This window comes from Anaerolineae bacterium, assembly GCA_025062375.1.
In the GTDB taxonomy this organism is placed as follows: Bacteria; Chloroflexota; Anaerolineae; order SpSt-600; family SpSt-600; genus SpSt-600.
In genome coordinates this window covers 63,183-80,372 of sequence record JANXAG010000005.1, presented here as the reverse complement: position 1 = coordinate 80,372, position 17,190 = coordinate 63,183, and the positions used below count along the sequence as shown (strand labels likewise).

17 protein-coding genes and 1 pseudogene (1 of these 18 cut by a window edge) are annotated in these 17,190 nt (G+C 53.7%); 3 read left to right on the top strand and 15 right to left on the bottom strand.

Translation table 11 applies throughout. The features are described 5' to 3' along the window. The 3 genes in view from NZ653_02715 to hutU are tightly spaced (at most 23 nt apart) and all read left to right on the top strand, a layout consistent with a single transcriptional unit that may run on beyond the window. On the top strand, positions 1–241 hold the 3' portion of the coding sequence (locus tag NZ653_02715; protein ID MCS7286044.1) for an ABC transporter ATP-binding protein. It extends 605 nt beyond the left edge of the window; only the last 241 of its 846 coding nucleotides appear in the window; its start codon lies off the left edge, out of view; it ends in the stop codon at positions 239–241. Between the two features lies 1 nt (position 242). Next, positions 243–950 (top strand): ABC transporter ATP-binding protein, encoded by a 708-nt coding sequence (locus tag NZ653_02710; protein MCS7286043.1) that lies wholly within the window; start codon positions 243–245, stop codon positions 948–950. Between the two features lie 23 nt (positions 951–973). Next, positions 974–2,623, top strand: a complete 1,650-nt coding sequence (gene hutU / locus NZ653_02705; GenBank protein ID MCS7286042.1) for a urocanate hydratase — start codon at positions 974–976, stop codon at positions 2,621–2,623. A gap of 78 nt (positions 2,624–2,701) precedes the next feature. Here the strand turns inward: hutU and NZ653_02700 are convergent, their stop codons facing one another. From NZ653_02700 to NZ653_02630, 15 genes and pseudogenes are all read right to left on the bottom strand, one after another. Beyond that, complete coding sequence (locus NZ653_02700) at positions 2,702–4,162, bottom strand: glycosyltransferase family 39 protein (GenBank protein ID MCS7286041.1); 1,461 nt, start codon at positions 4,160–4,162, stop codon at positions 2,702–2,704. Then, positions 4,159–5,091, bottom strand: coding sequence for a GDP-mannose 4,6-dehydratase (locus NZ653_02695; GenBank protein MCS7286040.1), 933 nt, complete (start codon positions 5,089–5,091; stop codon positions 4,159–4,161). Before NZ653_02695 ends, NZ653_02700 begins: the two co-directional genes overlap by 4 nt. Positions 5,092–5,102: 11 nt before the next feature. Continuing rightward, complete coding sequence (locus tag NZ653_02690) at positions 5,103–6,233, bottom strand: putative DNA modification/repair radical SAM protein (GenBank protein ID MCS7286039.1); 1,131 nt, start codon at positions 6,231–6,233, stop codon at positions 5,103–5,105. After that, positions 6,234–6,698 carry a dTDP-4-dehydrorhamnose 3,5-epimerase family protein gene (locus NZ653_02685; GenBank protein MCS7286038.1) on the bottom strand — a complete coding sequence of 155 codons (465 nt, stop codon included), beginning with the start codon at positions 6,696–6,698 and terminating at the stop codon, positions 6,234–6,236. It abuts the gene before it with no gap. Positions 6,699–6,702: 4 nt separating this feature from the next. Further along, entirely contained in the window at positions 6,703–7,305 is a 603-nt protein-coding gene (locus tag NZ653_02680; GenBank protein ID MCS7286037.1) for a nitroreductase family protein, read from the bottom strand. A 106-nt stretch (positions 7,306–7,411) separates the two neighbouring features. Next, a complete protein-coding gene (locus NZ653_02675; GenBank protein MCS7286036.1) occupies positions 7,412–8,515 on the bottom strand; it encodes a branched-chain amino acid ABC transporter permease in 1,104 nt (367 codons plus the stop codon). A gap of 4 nt (positions 8,516–8,519) precedes the next feature. Continuing rightward, positions 8,520–9,371, bottom strand: a complete 852-nt coding sequence (locus NZ653_02670) for a branched-chain amino acid ABC transporter permease (protein MCS7286035.1) — start codon at positions 9,369–9,371, stop codon at positions 8,520–8,522. A gap of 402 nt (positions 9,372–9,773) precedes the next feature. Beyond that, positions 9,774–9,956: pseudogene (locus NZ653_02665) on the bottom strand (branched-chain amino acid ABC transporter permease). Positions 9,957–10,023: 67 nt separating this feature from the next. Beyond that, positions 10,024–10,731 carry an ABC transporter ATP-binding protein gene (locus tag NZ653_02660; GenBank protein ID MCS7286034.1) on the bottom strand — a complete coding sequence of 236 codons (708 nt, stop codon included), beginning with the start codon at positions 10,729–10,731 and terminating at the stop codon, positions 10,024–10,026. Positions 10,732–10,742: 11 nt separating this feature from the next. Further along, the gene (locus tag NZ653_02655) at positions 10,743–11,498 is read right to left on the bottom strand and encodes an ABC transporter ATP-binding protein (protein ID MCS7286033.1); all 756 of its coding nucleotides are present in this window, start codon (positions 11,496–11,498) and stop codon (positions 10,743–10,745) included. A gap of 61 nt (positions 11,499–11,559) precedes the next feature. Further along, entirely contained in the window at positions 11,560–12,900 is a 1,341-nt protein-coding gene (locus NZ653_02650; protein MCS7286032.1) for a substrate-binding domain-containing protein, read from the bottom strand. A 10-nt stretch (positions 12,901–12,910) separates the two neighbouring features. Next, positions 12,911–13,732, bottom strand: a complete 822-nt coding sequence (locus tag NZ653_02645; GenBank protein ID MCS7286031.1) for an alpha/beta hydrolase — start codon at positions 13,730–13,732, stop codon at positions 12,911–12,913. Continuing rightward, entirely contained in the window at positions 13,732–14,610 is an 879-nt protein-coding gene (locus NZ653_02640; protein ID MCS7286030.1) for a MaoC/PaaZ C-terminal domain-containing protein, read from the bottom strand. Before NZ653_02640 ends, NZ653_02645 begins: the two co-directional genes overlap by 1 nt. After that, on the bottom strand, positions 14,607–16,130 hold the full coding sequence (locus NZ653_02635; protein ID MCS7286029.1) for a long-chain fatty acid--CoA ligase: 1,524 nt from the start codon (positions 16,128–16,130) through the stop codon (positions 14,607–14,609). The genes NZ653_02640 and NZ653_02635 overlap by 4 nt, the downstream gene beginning before the upstream one ends. A 4-nt stretch (positions 16,131–16,134) precedes the next feature. Then, positions 16,135–17,187, bottom strand: a complete 1,053-nt coding sequence (locus NZ653_02630) for an alpha/beta hydrolase (protein ID MCS7286028.1) — start codon at positions 17,185–17,187, stop codon at positions 16,135–16,137. Between the last annotated feature and the right edge of the window lie 3 nt (positions 17,188–17,190).

Below are 17,190 nucleotides of genomic sequence, written 5' to 3'. Positions count from 1 at the left end.
ACCAGCGGCGGGGCTCATCCACGAAGAGCTGGAACAGCTGGCAGGGCTGATCCGTCAGCTCCATTCCGATGGGATTACAGTAATCCTGGTGGAGCACAACATGCCCTTTGCCATGGGCCTCTCCCAGAGGATAGTGGTTCTGGCGCACGGTCAGGTAATTGCCGAGGGCAAACCTGATGAAATTCGGAAAAATCCGAAAGTTATAGAAGCATATCTGGGTCACACTGCCATGGAGGATTGAAATGCTTAAGGTGGAAAACCTCAGAGTGGCTTACAGCCAGGCTATCGTCCTCCACGGAGTTTCGTTGACCGTTGAAGACGGAGAAGCCATCGCTGTTCTCGGAGCCAACGGTGCTGGTAAGAGCACCCTTATAAAGGCCCTTACAGGCTGGGTCAGGCCCATTGGAGGACGTATAGAGTTTGAAGGGGAAGACATCACTTTGCTACCTCCCTGGGAGAGGGCAGCGCGGGGCATGGCTGTGGTTCCGGAAGGACGCCGGATTTTTCCGGACCTTTCGGTAGAGGAAAACCTGCGTCTCGGCGCTTATTTGGAGTCAAACCCGAAAAAGTTTAGAGAAAGGCTTGATACAGTTTTTTCCCTTTTCCCCATCCTGGCCGAAAGGCGCCGTCAGAAAGCGGGAACCCTTTCCGGTGGGGAGCAGCAAATGCTGGCTATCGGGAGGGCTGTCATGAGGAAGCCCCGCCTTCTCCTGGTAGATGAGGTCTCCATGGGGCTTTCCCCAATAATAGTGGGAATGGTTTTTAAGGCTCTAAACGAACTGCACCGGGAAGGTGTCTCAATCTTAATGGTGGAACAGAACGCCCATGAAGCCCTCAAGATCGTGCAGAGGGGTTATGTGCTGGAAAACGGCCGAATCGTTCTGGAGGGGAGTGCTGAAGAGCTGAGGCTGAATCCAAAAGTGCAGGCTGCTTATCTCGGAGGAATTTAAACTTCAGGTAAAGGAGGTGGACTATGCCCAAAAGGATAGTTCGCGCGCCGAGGGGAACTCAACTCCACTGCAAAAGCTGGCTCCTTGAAGCCCCTTACAGGATGCTCCAAAACAATCTGGACCCGGAAGTAGCCGGTGACCCCGACAACCTAATCGTTTACGGGGGAAGGGGAAAGGCCGCCAGGAACTGGGAGTGCTTTGATGCCATCCTCCGCACCCTGGAAGAGATGGAGCCCGATGAAACCCTCCTTATCCAGTCAGGAAAACCGGTAGGAGTTTTTCGCACTCACCTGGATGCTCCAAGGGTCCTGATGGCCAACTCTAACCTGGTTCCGGCTTGGGCAACCCAGGAGTATTTTGATGAACTGGAGCGCCTGGGCCTGATAATGTTCGCCCAGATGACAGCAGGGGCCTGGATCTACATAGGCACCCAGGGAATCCTTCAGGGCACTTATGAAACCTTTGCCGCCGCTGCTCGCTCAGCTGGGTGGCCAAGCCTCAAGGGCAAATTCGTCCTGAGCGCTGGCCTGGGTGAGATGGGAGGAGCACAACCCCTCGCTGTGACTATGAACGAAGGAGTGGCTCTCATAGTGGAAGTAGATCCCTGGAGAGCTCAGAGGCGTCTGGAAACCGGTTACCTGGATGTAGTGGTGAACGATCTGGAAGAGGCCATGACCATGGTGGAGGAGGCCCTCAAGAAAGGAGAGGCTAAATCCATAGGCCTCATAGGGAACGCTGCTGACGTCTACCCCGAGCTGGTGGTCAGAGGCATAACTCCCGATGTGGTCACCGACCAAACTCCAGCCCATGACCCACTTATGTATATACCCAAAGGCCTCTCTGTAGAAGAAGCCGCCGAGCTCCGTGGCAAAGACCCTAAAGAATACGTGCGTCGCTCTATGGCTTCCATGGCTGAACATGTTCAGGCCATGCTGGAGTTCCAGAAGCGGGGGGCCATCGTTTTTGACTACGGTAACAACCTGCGCCAGAGGGCCTACGATGCCGGTGTGAAAGATGCTTTCAACTATCCCGGCTTCGTTCTGGCTTACATCCGTCCCCTTTTCTGTCAGGGCAAGGGGCCTTTCCGCTGGGTGGCTCTTTCCGGTGACCCCGAGGACATCTACGTGACGGACCAGGCTATCATTGAGCTCTTCCCCGAAGATGAATATCTGGTGCGCTGGATAAAGATGGCTCAGAAGAAGGTGAAGTTCCAGGGTCTACCGGCCCGCATCTGCTGGCTTGGATACGGAGAGAGGGACAAGGCCGGCCTCAAATTCAACGAACTGGTGGCCTCAGGTAAGGTGAAAGCTCCTATCGTCATAGGGCGAGACCACCTTGATGCTGGTTCGGTGGCATCGCCCAGGCGGGAGACAGAGGGGATGAAGGATGGCTCTGATGCCATTGCCGACTGGCCTCTCCTCAACGCTCTTCTCAATGCCGTCTGTGGCGCTACCTGGGTGGCCATCCATTCCGGCGGGGGGGTAGGTGTGGGCTACTCCATCCATGCTGGCCAGGTAATCGTGGCCGATGGCACCCCAGAAGCAGCCCGCCGCCTGGAGCGGGTTCTCACGGCTGACCCGTGGATGGGGGTTATCCGCCATGTGGATGCGGGATACGAGGAGGCCATCGCCGTGGCCAAGAAATACAACCTGAAGATCCCGATGATGAAGTAAACGCTGGAGACCAGGGTATTGGCCGCTGGTCTGGTAAAGAGAAGGGGGCCGGAGCCATTACTTAGAAACCGGCTCCCTTTATTTTTGCCGTAAGACCAGAGGTAGAAAACATCTGTAGCGCAGGGCCCTCAGGTCTACCAGGGGCTCAGGGCGGGAGTAGAGGGTTATCGTTACTCGGACAAGGCGTCCCCTCAATTCAGGGGTAAAGTTCTCCTCAAACCACTTTTCCACAAGTCCTCTTGAATCCCACATTTCCGCCTCGCTCAGGACCAGCCATACCCGGCGGTGGTAGCCGGTATGGCTTTTGAGGTAACTATCCACCTGCTTCGGTGTCATGCCCCAATTGGTATAAGGCGCTTCCACTGGAATATAGGGTTTTTCTCCGGCCAGGTAGTAATCAAAAACGCGGCGCACGTAGGGAATCTGGAATACCACTACGTCGCCCTCGGAAGCATACTTTTTGAAGAGGGCCACAGCCTCTCTGAAATCGCTCTTTATCGGAAAACGGCTCTGGCTCAAGAGAGCTTCGGCGTTCACCAATAAAAGGGCCAGAATTAAACCAGGCTCAAGGAACTTCTTCTTCGCCCGCCAAAAACTCAATCCCAATGACAGCAATATGTAGAAAAATGGCGCAAGGAAGATAAGGTAGCGGTCTGTGAAAAGGGGCTTGCGGAGGCAGACTCCAAAAAGCCCGAGAACCGGGAGCAGAAGGATGGCTCCCAATTGGAGGGCAATCTTGCCCTCGGCGAGAGCTCCCAGAGCGGTCAGCCCTGCGGGAACAAGGGACCAGGGCCACAGGGTGCTAAGGATGCCGCAGCTCCACCCGGTAAAGAGGATACCAAACATATCGGAGAGAGGATAGTACGGAAACCCGGTGGGATTTGGGGAAAAGAAGGATAGTATAAGCCAGCGGGTTGCGGGCCAGAAGGGCAGTATAAGGATTGAGTGGGCCAGGAGTCCTTCCCGCCACTTTTTATGGTACTCCGGCCAGAGGTAAAGCGTCAGTTGCCCCAGTATCATGAAAAGGCTGTGGAAATGGACGTAAAAGTTAGCTGTAACGGCCATCAGATACAAAGCCCAGCGCTTCAATCCTCCCCTCTCCAGGGCCCTTAAGTGCAGGAAAAAAGCTAAAGTTGCCAGAAACAGCCACAATCCATACATTTTGCCCTCCTGGGAGTACCAGACCAGGTAGGGCGAAAGGCCTGAGAGGAGCATGGCCATGAGAGCGAAGCGCTCTGGGAGGAAATTTTGGGCCAGCTTAAAAATAAGGGGTAAGGATAGAACGCCGAAAAGCAAAGAAAAATAACGAAGGGCAAATTCCCCTTTCCCTGCCAAGTGGAGCCATCCTTTCAGCAAAAGGTAGTAAAGGGGGCCATTCCACCCTGGGTGGGTGAAATACCCCAGCACCTCTTTCAGAGGAGCCGAAGCGAAAAGAACGGCATCAACTTCATCTCTCCAGAGGCTTTGAGAAAGGATGCCCCCAAGGCGGATGCTGAAAGCAAGAAGGACGATAATTATTGCCGTGAATCTATCCCTCATCGGCTGATGCGAAAGCGAGGGTCTAATTCCAATAGCCTTCTGAGACCCTCCATCAGGGTGACTTTTGGCCTGTAGCCCAGAAGCTCCTGAGCTCGGGTCAGGTCAGCTACGAGGCGTGATACCCCCCCGCTTTCGGCTTTGTTGTGAATTACCTCCACTTCCCGACCAACCACCTTGGCCACCTTTTTGGCCAGATCGTTTATGCTGGTCTCTTCACCGCTGCCCACGTTTATGATAGCTCTGTTCACGTTATTGGCTGTAGCTGCTGCCACCAGTGCATCCACCACATCGTCAATGTAAACAAAGTCCCTCGTTTGGTTCCCGTTGCCGTAGATGACCAGTGTTCCCCCTTCCACAGCCTTTTTCATGAACTGGGGGATAACTGGGGGATGATGGAAAGTAAGGTATTGCCCTGGCCCATAGGCATTGAAGATCCTCAGGATAACCGTTTCTATGCCATAAAGCGCCCCGAGGGTATTGACATAATATTCTGAGGCCAGCTTGCTGACGGCGTAAGGGGATTGGGGGTTAGGCTTTTGCGTTTCTTTTACTGGCTGCTCTTTCTGTTCGCCGTAAACAGCACCCGATGAAGCGAGGATAACACGCTTGACCCCCACATCTCTTACCGCCACCATCAGGGCTACCGTTCCACCTACGTTTACTTCGTTGTACTCTCTGGGGTAAAGGACTGATTCAGGGACTGAAACCTTGGCTGCCAGATGATAGACACAATCCACTCCTTGCAGGAGGTTCCAGAGCCTTGGTACATCCCGGACATCCCCACGGGTAAAGATTACTTTGGGGTCAAGGCGAGAGGGGTCTCCAGCGCTCAGGTCGTCTATCACCCTTACGTGATGTCCCATCCGGACAAGCCTGTTGGCCAGGGCTGCCCCGATGAAACCTGCTCCTCCGGTTATGAGAAAACGCATTTCCCCTCCAGTTAAAGGAGACCGATTTGAAATGCTGGCCTTTTACCTTTAAGGGTTATAAAAGGAGCTGCTCGCCCGGTTATTACCCCAAGCTTTTTCAGGTCTTCAATGAAGCTTATAGCTCCTTTTTTGCGCTCGGCGATTATCTTCCGGGCTGAGCGGGGGCCTATACCAGGGACTCTCAAGAGCTGATGGTAATCGGCGGTGTTCACTTCCACCGGGAAAAACTCCGGATGTTTCAAGGCCCAGAGGAGCTTGGGATCACCTTCTCTTGGGAGGTTGCCGTCAGAATTAAAGGTCAATTCCTCCACGGTGAAACCGTAGCGCCTTATGAGGAAATCGGCCTGGTAAAGGCGGTGCTCACGCCAGGCGGGGGTCGGAGGATGAGCCTCAAGGGGAGTATTGGGGACAGGCTGGAAGGCGCTGTAATAAATGCGTTGCATGCCAAAATCTCTGTATAAAGATTGGGCCAGACGAAGGAGGTCCCGGTCCCTTTCCCCTCCCGGGCCTACCATAAACTGTGTGGTTTGTCCGGCTGGGAGGAGGGCTTTTCCTTCTTCCATCAATTCTTTGATCCAAGCAATGGGGGCGAAAAGGTTCTCAGTAAAGTTTTTGCCCGGAGCTATGCGGTTCAAGGTTTCTGGGGATGGAGCTTCAAGGTTCACCGACATTCTCGTAGCCCAGCGCGCCATGGCTTCTACGGCTGCCCTGCTGGCTCCGGGAATCACTTTAAGATGAATGTATCCGTGAAAACCGTACCGGCGCCGGATAATCTCCGCAGTTGCGATCATCCGGGCCATCACTTCATCAGGGCTGCCGTCTATCGCTGAACTAAGAAAAAGGCCCTTGACTGTGCCCCTGCGCCAGAGGTGGTCGAAAATGGAAGCGAGTTCTTCCGGGGTAAAAGACATTCTGGGGCAATCTCGCCCGGCTCTGTTGGCGCAGTAAAGGCAGTTATTGACGCAGGCATTGCTCAGGAGGACTTTGAGAAGTATAACCCTTTTCCCATCGGGCAGAACAGCTGGATATAGCCAGCGCCCCAGGTCATCTTTTATCCGATGGACATTGGGGCTACACGCCTCTCCGCAGAGATCATACTGAGCAGCTTTTCCCAAAAGCTCCAGCTTTTTTTCGGTATCCATTTACCCGTCCTTCCTGGCCCAATCGTAGGGGATTTCCCCGCTGTGAGGTGGAATGCGGTATTCGTCAGGGTTCTCGTAATCGTAGAGTTCGGTCGGGATATTGACAATGAGGGTCATATCGGTGCTTATACCTTTAAAGCCGTGGATAACGCCCGGGGGTATGGTTAGTAGCACGGGGTTGAGCTCGCCGATGAAGAACTCGTTTATTTCCCCGTAGGTGGGGGAACCTTCCCGGCCATCGTAGAGCACTACTTTAGCCATCCCTTTTACGCACACGAAATGGTCGGTTTGCTTTTTGTGGTAGTGCCAGCCCTTGACCACTCCCGGGTAGACGGCTGTCACGTAGACCTGCCCGAATTTCTGAAATTCTTCCCAATCGGAGCGGAGCATCTCCATAAGGTAGCCTCTTTCATCGGGTATGACCCTGAGCTGGCGCACTTTAACCCCTTCTATAAGTCTCTTCATAGTTTTACCTCCTGAGGATAAGCTTAACGATTTTGTGGGCAACCGTCAAGGGCCCTGTTTTAGTGGCTACATCCACGAGGGAGGGGGTATGGGAGGGGTCAAAGGTCTCGTAGTGAACTATCTTTTCCAGCGGCAGCCTTGCAGGGGCGGTGGGAACCTCTTCAGGGTAGCCGAGAGTTATGATGGCCACTATTTCCAGGTGGTCGGGGATGGCAAAGTATCTTTTAATAGCTGGGGCATCAAAGATTCCTATCCAGCATGTTCCCAGGCCGAGGGCGTGAGCTGCAAGCATTATATTGGCTCCGGCCAGGGAGCAATCGGCCCAGTACCACTTGCTCCGGCGGGGGTCGCCGCAGATTATTATGCTTACAGGGGCTTCGGATATGTGCCGATTCTGCACGAAGAGGAAACGGGAGTGAGCGCTGAGGAATTCCCTATTTTTCTTATCACGGACTACTATGAAGTGCCATGGTTGGGCGTTAGCGCCACTTGCGGCCCAGCGGGCAGCCTCCAGAATTCTCTGAAGAAGTTCCTCTGGAACGGGCTCATCCCTGTAGGCCCTTACAGAACGCCTTTCCCTTATGGCCCTTTCCACCTCTGTGAGCATTTCCCTCCTCCCTAAAAATGATATCATCGCTCCATAGGTAAGTCAAAATAGAAACAAAGGGGGAAATTTGTGCTGCTGGCTGTGGGGATTACACTGGGGAGGAAAGCTACATCTTTAGGGATATTCGCGAAGCTACCATCCTAAGGTAACGCTGCCATGTTGCTTTCCACTGGAAGCTTCGGGTTCTCCAGGTCCCCACAATCCCGTAGGGGAGGAATATTACGATTAGCACAAAAGCGACTCCAAAGGCAAGCACCCATGCGGGCCCGAGGAGTCGGTTTAGCCAGTAGCCCAGAAGGTGAACAATAGCTGCTCCTAATACTGGGCCGCTGAGGGTCCCCACCCCTCCGACAATAGTCATAGCTATCACTTCTATTGTGGTGCCTACGCTCAGGACCGAGGGGGTAACTCCAAGGTTAAAAAGGGCGTTGAAGGAACCGGCCAGGGAGGCCATGACCCCTGAGGCCATGATGGCGATCAGCTTGTAAACAAAGGTGTTGTAGCCAAGCATTGCGGTGCGGGCTTCATTTTCCCGAATTGCTATCATAACTCGCCCGGTGGGGGAATTCACCAGCCGATGTGCAACAAGATACATTACTATGAAAAAAGCGAGGGTGAAAAAGTAGAAATTGGTGCGGTTGGTAGTGGGGCTTAGAAACGGGGGTGGGTAAATACCGTGCAGGCCATCGTCAGCGCCAGTATAGTGACGGAAATCAGTGGCTTCGGCCAGGATGTAGAAGAACTCAGCGAAGGCTAAAGTTACCATTGCCAGATAAACGCCACGCACTCGCAGTGAAAGGACTCCGATCACAAAGCTTTGAAGCAATGCCACCAGAACTACCATGGCCATCGCTTCCCATACGGACCACCGGGCGTGTTTGACCAGGAGGCCTACCACATAACCACCCGTTCCATAAAACATTGCGTGGCCGAAAGAGATGATGCCGGTATAGCCCAGGAGCAAATCATAGCTCATGGCAAAGACGCCCAATATTAGCATCTGGATAATCATTCCCTGCCAGAACTTAGCTTCCCCTGTTTCGGCCAGAGCCAGGACGCGGCTTATGCCTCGCAATTGAGGGCTAACACTGGCCGGCTCTCCTAAAATCAGTCCGCCGATAAAGGGGAAAGAGAGCAGTAAGATCAATAAGACCAAACTCCCGCGCCAAGTTTCTAAAAGCTTTAACCATCGGCGAAGAGTCCCTCTCATAGCTTTACCCCTTTTTTCCGAATATTCCGGCAGGCCGCACTAAAAGCACCAGAGCCATTATAAGAACGATAGAAGCGCGAGCTATGGCTGGAGAAGCTCGCCAGGCATAAGCCGTTCCCGGGATGGTGAACCCTGTCGTTACGAGGGTGTCTCCAAAGGCCCGGGCTAATCCTAAAATTAAAGCTCCAACAGCAGTGCCAGTATAACTGCCCATTCCGCCAATAACTACGGCTATAAAAGCCTGGAGCTGGAATATGCCACCCATGTCCGGGTAAACACCTACAAAGGGGGCGGCTACCACTCCTCCCAGGGCTGCCAGGGCTGAACCGAGGGCAAAAACCAGGGTAAAAACGCGCCGGACATTGATCCCCAAAGCTTCTACCATCTCGCTATCTTGAACTCCAGCTCTCACAATCATCCCCAAACGGGTATATCGGAGAAGCAATGTAACCCCCACCAAAATGAGCACCCCTATGAATATGATGAAGAGCCGGTAAGTGGGGAAAGCTCGCCCCAGCACGTCAATGGAAGAACAGTGTTCTCTAAACCAGGCTATCAGGTTGGGAGAGCGACAGCTTTCTGCAAAAAGGGAAAGGGCAGGCATCGGAGCACGGCCCTCTTTACCCCAGATAGCTTTGACCAACTCCCCTCCTGCAAACATTAACCCCAACGTAAGCACAATTTGGGTAATAGTGCGGCCATAGAAAGGCCGTATGAAAGAAGTTTCTATAAATGCTCCGAGAATCCCTCCGGTGGCGGCACCGGCAAGTAGGGCAAGGATGAAGCGAACGTCGGTGGAAAGCCCCAACAGGAATCGTTCTGCCGCATTCCGGACGAAGAGGATAAAGAAAGCCATAATAACAAGGCTGAGAACCCAGGAAAAATAGCGGATAAAATCTTTGGGCCTTATTTCTTCTTTTTTCTGGGGTTTCAGGGCTAAACCCAAAAGCATTCCAGAAAGGACCATCCACCCCAAACGCGCTGCCATACGGGGTAAAGGTTCCTGAGCAAGGGCAGTGGGGATAGCTCCCCCAGGGGTTGTGGGCTCAAAAGCGACCAGGGGGCGCAGGGGGAATCCTTTAACTCCCCAGATCAGAACGATAATGCCAACCAGGGCTGTAGCAAAGGTAAAGAAGCGCCTGTTTATCGCATTGACCCCATACCACTCCAGTAATCGTCTGATGAAAGAACCCAGCATTACCCCGGCTGCCAGATTCAGGAAAAGAGGCACCGTGTTGAGGATGAGGCGAGGGTTGCCATAAATAGTGTAGCCTATGTAAGCTCCGATCATGAAGATTATCCCGTGGGCAAAGTTCAGGACGTCCATAAGGCCGAAAATGAGCGAAAGGCCTGCTCCTAACAGGAAATAAAGGGAAGCCAGGGTAAGGCCAGACAGAAGCGTGGCAGTTGCTTTGGAAGGGCCAAAAACCCAGTAAGCAATCAGGATTATCCCTGTGACTATAAGGACAGAAACTAAAGCCTCGCGATACTTTCTCATCCGTCTCCTCCTACACTACAGCTCCCAGGTAACGACGGATAACTTCTGGCTCGTTCAGCAAATCAGCCATCAGACCGCTCCGGACGGTTCGGCCGTCATCTATAAGAGTGTAATAGCTGGCGAGAAAGCTGGTCATTCGGAAGTTCTGGTCTACCAGGAGGATGGTAACCTCGGCGGAAAGTTGCCGGATAGCCTCCATAAGCTCCCGCACGAGCAAAGGGGCTAATCCCTCACTGGGTTCGTCTATCAACAGCAATCGGTTATCAGGGACGAGAGCTCGAGCGATGGCCAGCATTTGCTGCTGTCCACCGGAAAGGTTCCCGGCAGGAAGTTTATAGAGCCTTTTGAGATCTGGGAAGAGGGAGAAGATAAAGTCAGCTTTACGTTTAAGGTCACCTTTTCGCCGCTCAGCAATGCGGAGATTTTCTTCTACGGTCAGATTGGTAAAAATAGCCCTGTGTTCGGGGACGTAACCAACCCCCATAGCCGCAATCTCATAAGGCCGGCGCCCCTGAATTTCCTCACCGGCAAAGATTATTTTCCCGGTGCGGGGCGGGGTCAGGCCCAGGATAGATTTAAGGGTAGTGGTCTTGCCTGCGCCATTGCGTCCCAGAAGAGCGGTCACACTCCCCGCCGGAACCGTTAGGGATACCCCCTGAAGGATATGAAATTGGCCGATAAAGGTATGGATATCGCGCACTTCCAGAAGTGGTTCCAATTTTGCCTCCTTTACAGTTCCCCTAAGTAGGCTTGCTGGACTTGTTCATTTGCTTTGATTTCTTCAGGAGTCCCTTCTGCCAAGATCCGGCCTTGGTGCATAACGGTTATGATGTCGGACAGGGTCATGACTACATCCATTTTGTGTTCCACTAACAAAATAGTGTGTCTGCCCTCCTCCCGCAAACGAGATATGAGTTCCATGAGAGCTGCGATTTCGCCAGAGGCCATCCCCGCTGTGGGCTCATCCAGCAGAAGGATTTCGGGCTCTGTAGCCAGAAGGAGAGCAATTTCCAGCTTTCGCTGGTCTCCGTGAGGCAGGAATCGAGTTAAGAAATACTCTCGCCCTGAGAGTCCAACTTTACGGATTACTTCTATGGCTTTTTCCTCGTATTCACGGTAGCGGCGGTAATGGCTCCAGAAGTAAAGGCTGTGAGGGCCACGGGCCTGTACTGCTAACCTTACGCTTTCCAGGACTGTCAAGTTAGGGAAAAGGTTGGTTATCTGGAAAGAGCGCCCTATTCCCCTGCGAGCAATCTCGTAGGGTGGGAGGCCGGTAATGTCCTGTCCGCGAAGGAAAACGCGGCCCGCAGTGGGCGGAATTACGCCGCTTATGAGGTTAAAAAGGGTAGTTTTGCCTGCCCCGTTGGGCCCAATTATGGCGTGGAGCTGCCCTTCCCGAACCCTTAAAGAGACGTTATCAACGGCTACGAGACCATCAAATTCTTTGCGCAAGTTCCTGGTTTCTAAAATGATCTGGGGTTCCATCGGGCTTTTCCCCTGGGAGCCGCGGGGGAGGAAAGCCCTCCCCCGCGTTTTCAATCACCTATTACGGGCAACGATGCTTATACTGGTCTGGCAGCAGGCAGGGTGGCGCCGCCTCCTCAGGAGCGAACTCCTTGATCAGTTCCACGAACCTGAACTCCGGATCGGTGACGTTGGTCAAGCGCACGTAGTAGAGTGGGAAGAGGCACACGTGGTCGTAAGGGCGGATGATATATTTCCCATTGGGACCGTCAAAGGAGAAGTTGTCCTCGTAGACTTTGATAAGGGCGTCAGCGCTGGCATCTCCGTTTGTGCGCTTGAGGCCTTCTACAACCATTATAGCGGCAGCCATCCCACCGGCGGTGAAGAGGTCAGGCGGGGTTCCGTATTTCTCCTTGTGGCGTTTGACCAGCCAGTCATTCACGGGGTTCTTGGGGAGGGTGTAGTGGTAAACGATGATACCAGTAGAGCCGACGGCGTTGGCATATCCGGCTGCCAGGGTCTGGTTATCGCCAATGCCGGTGCCGACGATCATCTTGTCAAAGACGCCCAGTTCCTGCATCTGCTTGAAGAGAGGAACAAAGCCTGCACCAGCCCAGGTTATTATAAGCACTTCTGCTCCGGAATCCAGCACCTGTTGGAGGTAAGGGGTGAAGTCTGTGGTATCAAAGGGGATGAAGATAGCGCCACAGCCCTCCGGAGTATCATTGACGGGGAAGGTCCCACCCCCGGCCTTTATCACGGCATAGAACCCGCAGGCGGATGCCCAACCGAAAGCGTAGTCTGGAGCAATCTGGACGAAGGTTTTCCCAAGCGCAAGAAGCCCCTGGCCCATCACGATGGCATCCTGATAGGAGGTGCGGCTGGTGCGGAAGGTGTAGGGGTTGAAGTTCTTGCCGGTGATATCAGTGGCGGCAGCAGGTTCAACGATGAGGATGACCTTGTATTCTTCAGCGATTTTTTGTACTGCCATAGCAACTCCAGAGCTGGGGGGACCAACCAGGATTTCAGCTCCTTCTGCTTCAATGAGCTCCCGGGCCAGGCTGACGCCTTTCTCGGGATCGCTGGAAGTGTCTTTGATGATGACCTTTATAGGGCGACCCGCCACTTCCATAGTGCCGGCGGTAGCATATTCCAGGCCAAGTTCAAAGCCACGTTCCAGCATTGGCCCATAGATAGCCAGCGGGCCAGAATTATCCGTAAGAAGGCCTATCTTGAGGGGCTTGCCGGCAAAGGGATACGCAGGAGCTGTCGGCGTGGGGCTGGGAGCAGGAGTTGGAGTTGGGGCCGGCGTCGGAGTAGGCGGCACTGGAGTCGGAGTCGGGGCCGGCTTGCAGGAGGCCAGCACCAGCGACAGCCCAGCAATGATGGTTACACAAAGCCACAGTATATTTTTGTTCCGCATGGTTCTCCTCCTAAAGTTTTTTCAAATCAGAGCCGCTTTTCCGGTGCCGGGCGAGGAATCCTAAGATAATAGAGTTGAAAGCTTCAGGGTTCTCCCAGCAAGTAGCATGCCCGGCTCCAGGGATTATGTGGAGTTCCGCTCCAGGGATCCGGCGCGCAATTTCTTCGGCGTACCTTCTCCCCTTTAAGATGTCATGCTCTCCAACGATGACACAGGTGGGAGCTACTATCTCTCCTAAACGCTCTGTAATGTTCAGGTGCAGGAAAGATTCGCACAGGCATATGAACGCTTCGTAGTCCAGCAGGGCGTAGCGGTCCAGAGCCTGGGTCATGATGTCCGGATGTTCATGAATGAAACGGGGAGAAAAATTCCATGGGGCGGTGGCGCTGAAAAAGGCTTTGGGGTCTTTTGTGCGGGCTGTTGCAATCCAGCCTTCCACCACTGTTCGGAGCCATGGGTCTACGTGGCTTACAGAGTCGGCGACGATGAGGCTCAAAGTTCGCGCCGGATAGCGGAGGGCAAAAGTCATGCTGATTTCGCCTCCATAGGAGATACCGCCAATGTGGGCTTTCTCAATTCCGAGGGTATCCAGTAACCCAGCCAGGTCATCGGCGTGCTGTTCCATGGAATAGGGGCCAGGGGGATGGTCCGATTGCCACATTCCCCGACAGTCATAGAGCAAAAGCCGGTAGTGCCTGGATAACTCGCGGGTTTGAAAGACCCAGCTGGCGGTACTCATAAGAATACCGTTGGAGAGCACCAGGACCTCGGCCTCTTTTGGACCGTGCATTTCGTAGTAGAGGTGTATATCGTTAACTTTCACCTTGGGCATTAAGCCTCCTTTGCTCTAACATCGCGCACCAAAACCAGAGCTTCCCCATCACAGATGACTTTTCCATCTGAGTTCAGGCAGGTAGTGCGCAAATTGATAAGCTCCTTTTCCGGTCGCAACCGCACAATTTCCACCTTGGCTTTGAGTTCTTCATCCGGATAGGCGGGTTCCAGGAAAAGGAAGCGCTGTTTAAGGTAATTTGTGCCCCAGCCCGGCAGGTGCACTCCGAGAAGGCAGGAGAAGAGAGCTCCCAGGAGTGGGGCAGGGAGCAGGGGACGGTTCAGCCCTTTTTTGAAGGCCCATTCGCTTTCGGTGTAGATGGGGTTAGAGTCGCCCGTTAGCTCAATATATGTTCGTATATCGCCGGATGCGAAAGCGCGCTGAAGACAAGCCTTTTCCCCCAGGCGGAAGCCCTTTAAGAAATCACTTTCGCTGGGCGGCGACGGTGGAGTTTCCCTTTCCACTCTGGGCCACCCTTTTGATGGGCCAAAGTGGACTACGGCCAAACCCTGGCATCCGATTTCCCCATTGGGCCGAATTATGAGGGTCGCAAGTTCGGCCTGGTTTTTCTCTGAATCTATACTGGTGACTTCTACTTGCACTGTTACTTCTTCCCCAGCGTATGTGGGGGTAGGGAACATAAGCTCCTGGTAGAGAATTAGCGTCCCGGGACCTGGCAACAAAGTGCCCAGGGCAGAAGAGATCAGCCCGAAGAGGAAAGCTCCGTGAGCGACGGGCTTCCCGAAGCGAGTTCTGGCGGCGAAGTCGGGGTCTGTGTGAATAGGATTATCATCGCCGCTCAGTAAGGCGAAACGGTTGAAGTCCTCCTGAGCAAGTCGGCGTTGAAATACAGCTTTCTGGCCCACTTCCAGCCTCATGCTGTGCCAAACCTCTTGCGAAGCTCGGTTTTCAGGACTTTGCCCGCTGGATTGCGGGGAAGTCTATCCACAAAGACCACGTATTTGGGGATCTTGTAGCGGGCAATTTTCCCTTCGCAGAAGCGAAGGACTTCTTCCTCGGTGAGGGTATAGCCAGGCTTAACGACCACAATAGCTTTCCCCACTTCACCCCATTTGGGGTCCGGCACCCCGATGACAGCCACTTCAGCTATTTGTTCCATCTGGTAGAGGACGTTTTCCACTTCAGCGGGGTAAACGTTTTCTCCGCCGGAAATATACATGTCCTTCAGGCGATCGACGATGTAGTAAAATCCGTCCTCGTCAACCCTGGCCAGGTCTCCGGAATGGAGCCATCCATCTGTAAAAGATTCAGCGGTTATTTCTGGCTGCTGCCAGTAGCCCGGAGTAACACCTGGTCCCTTGATCCACAGCTCCCCGACCTCTCCTGGTGGCACATCACGCCCTTCCCGGTCCACGATCCGCACCATTACATGCATTTGAGGTTTGCCAACTGAACCCGCTTTGGAGATAGCGTGCTCTTTATCGATCAGGAAAACTGTGGGCCCGGTTTCCGTCATGCCGAAGCCTTGTTGGATTATAATGCCCCGTTCAGCATACCAGTGGAGGAGATGGACCGGCATTGGAGCACCGCCGCAAGCCCAGGAGCGGACGCGGGAAAGGTCGTATTTATCAAAGTCTGGGTGCTGGCTCATGAAAAGGTACATTGCAGGCACTCCAAAAAAGGCGGTAGCCTCTTCGGAAAGAAGGCGCAAAGTCTCAGCAGGGTTAAAGGTGCGCTGGATTATAGCAGTGCCTCCCACGTGGAAGGTTGGGTTGGCATAGAGGTTAAGGCCGCCAGTGTGGAAAGTGGGAAGGGCGTTAAGGGTTACATCCTCCGAAGTCAGGTCAATGGCAATGCCAATATTGACGGCATTGTAGAAGACCATCCCGAAAGTCTGGATAACGCCTTTGGGGCGTCCCGTGGTGCCAGCAGTGTAAAGGAGATGCCATACATCGTTCAAAGAACGTGGGGGCATAACGATGGGTTGACCGCTTGCTTGAGCCAGTGCTTCTTCGTAAGCCCATTCTCCTTCGGGGGCTTTCTCACCCAATACCATCAGCAGGTTAGCCGTTGTGCGCTCTTTGAGGTAATGGGCAGCTTCGGCAAATTCCCGGTCGTAAATCAGGGCGCGAGGGGAAGCATCGTTGACGATTATCTCCAGCTCCGGTAAAGCCAACCGCCAGTTAAGGCAGACCAGTATTGCCCCTATTTTGGCGCAACCGTAGAGAACTTCAAAGTAATCGGAAGAATTGTAAGCCAGGATGGCTACCCGCTCACCTTCCTTGATTTTCCACTCATCCCTGAGGAACTCTGCGAAGCGGCTGGCGCGCTCGTTAAACTGGGCGTAGGTCCATCGGCGGCCTGTTGCCGCATCCACCAGGGCTACTTTGTTGGGTGAAAGCTCTGCCCGTTTCGCCAACCAGTCAAAGGTATACATTTTGCTACTCCTCCCCCATCAGAAATCTATGGAAGATGGCGTTGAATTCTTCTGGCTTTTCTATGAAAGGTGTATGGCCGCAGTCGGGGATGACCACTTCCCGGTAGTAGCCTCCGTTAGCCCTGTATCGGTCCAAAACCGCCCTAATTTGATCCAACATCGGTTGGGGAGGGCATTCCTGGGGACCTGGCCATCCAGGGACAAAGCCCAGTGCTCCCAGGGTGGCAATATCCCACATGGCGCTATTGGAAATTACCAGATCATCGGCACCTCGGACCCAGAGCACCGGAGGTTTGGGCTGGATTTCAACTATACCGCTTGCGTCGAAGTATTTTCGGCTAATGGCGTTTATGACACCTCGGTTTCCAGGGGCGACCCCAGGCCAGTGAGGGGAGGGGACAAAATTGCCCGGATACCAGTCCTCACCTATTCGCATTGAAAGCAAAGCCTCGAGGAGCTCTTCCTCCCGCGCTGGAATGAAGGGCGGTTTAAAGTAAAACTGGCGCAGCACGTTGCGGGGAGACATAGGGTTATCGGTGCTGCGGTCTTTTTCCTTGAGGAGCCGGACGAATTCAGGGTTAACGCTGCCTGCCCCAGCCGGAGCGCCATCGTCGTAACATGGGGTTCCATCTACATCCTTGCTACCACTGTAGCCGTAAGGAGACATTGTTGCCACTAGGGTCATGGATAGAAGGTCTTGAGGGTAAGCGATGGCATATTTCATGGCGATTCCGCCCCCCATGGAGTGGCCAACGATATGGAACTTCTTAATTCCCATTGCTTCTACCAGGGAGCGGATGTCCTCCACCATATCCCCCAGACCGAGAGTAGCATCTATTGGCGCAGGTTCTGTTTCCCCGTATCCGCGCATATCGGGGGCTATAGCTCGGAAGCCAGGCGGGAGAGAAACCATCGTTTCCTCCCAGAATGTAGACGACGCCCCATTGCCGTGGATAAAAATGACCGGGGTGCCGTCATCTGGTCCCGCTGTAAGAACGTGCATCTTGAGCCGGGAAGTTTGAATTATCTGAGATTTAATCCCTTCCAGGTGAGGCATATT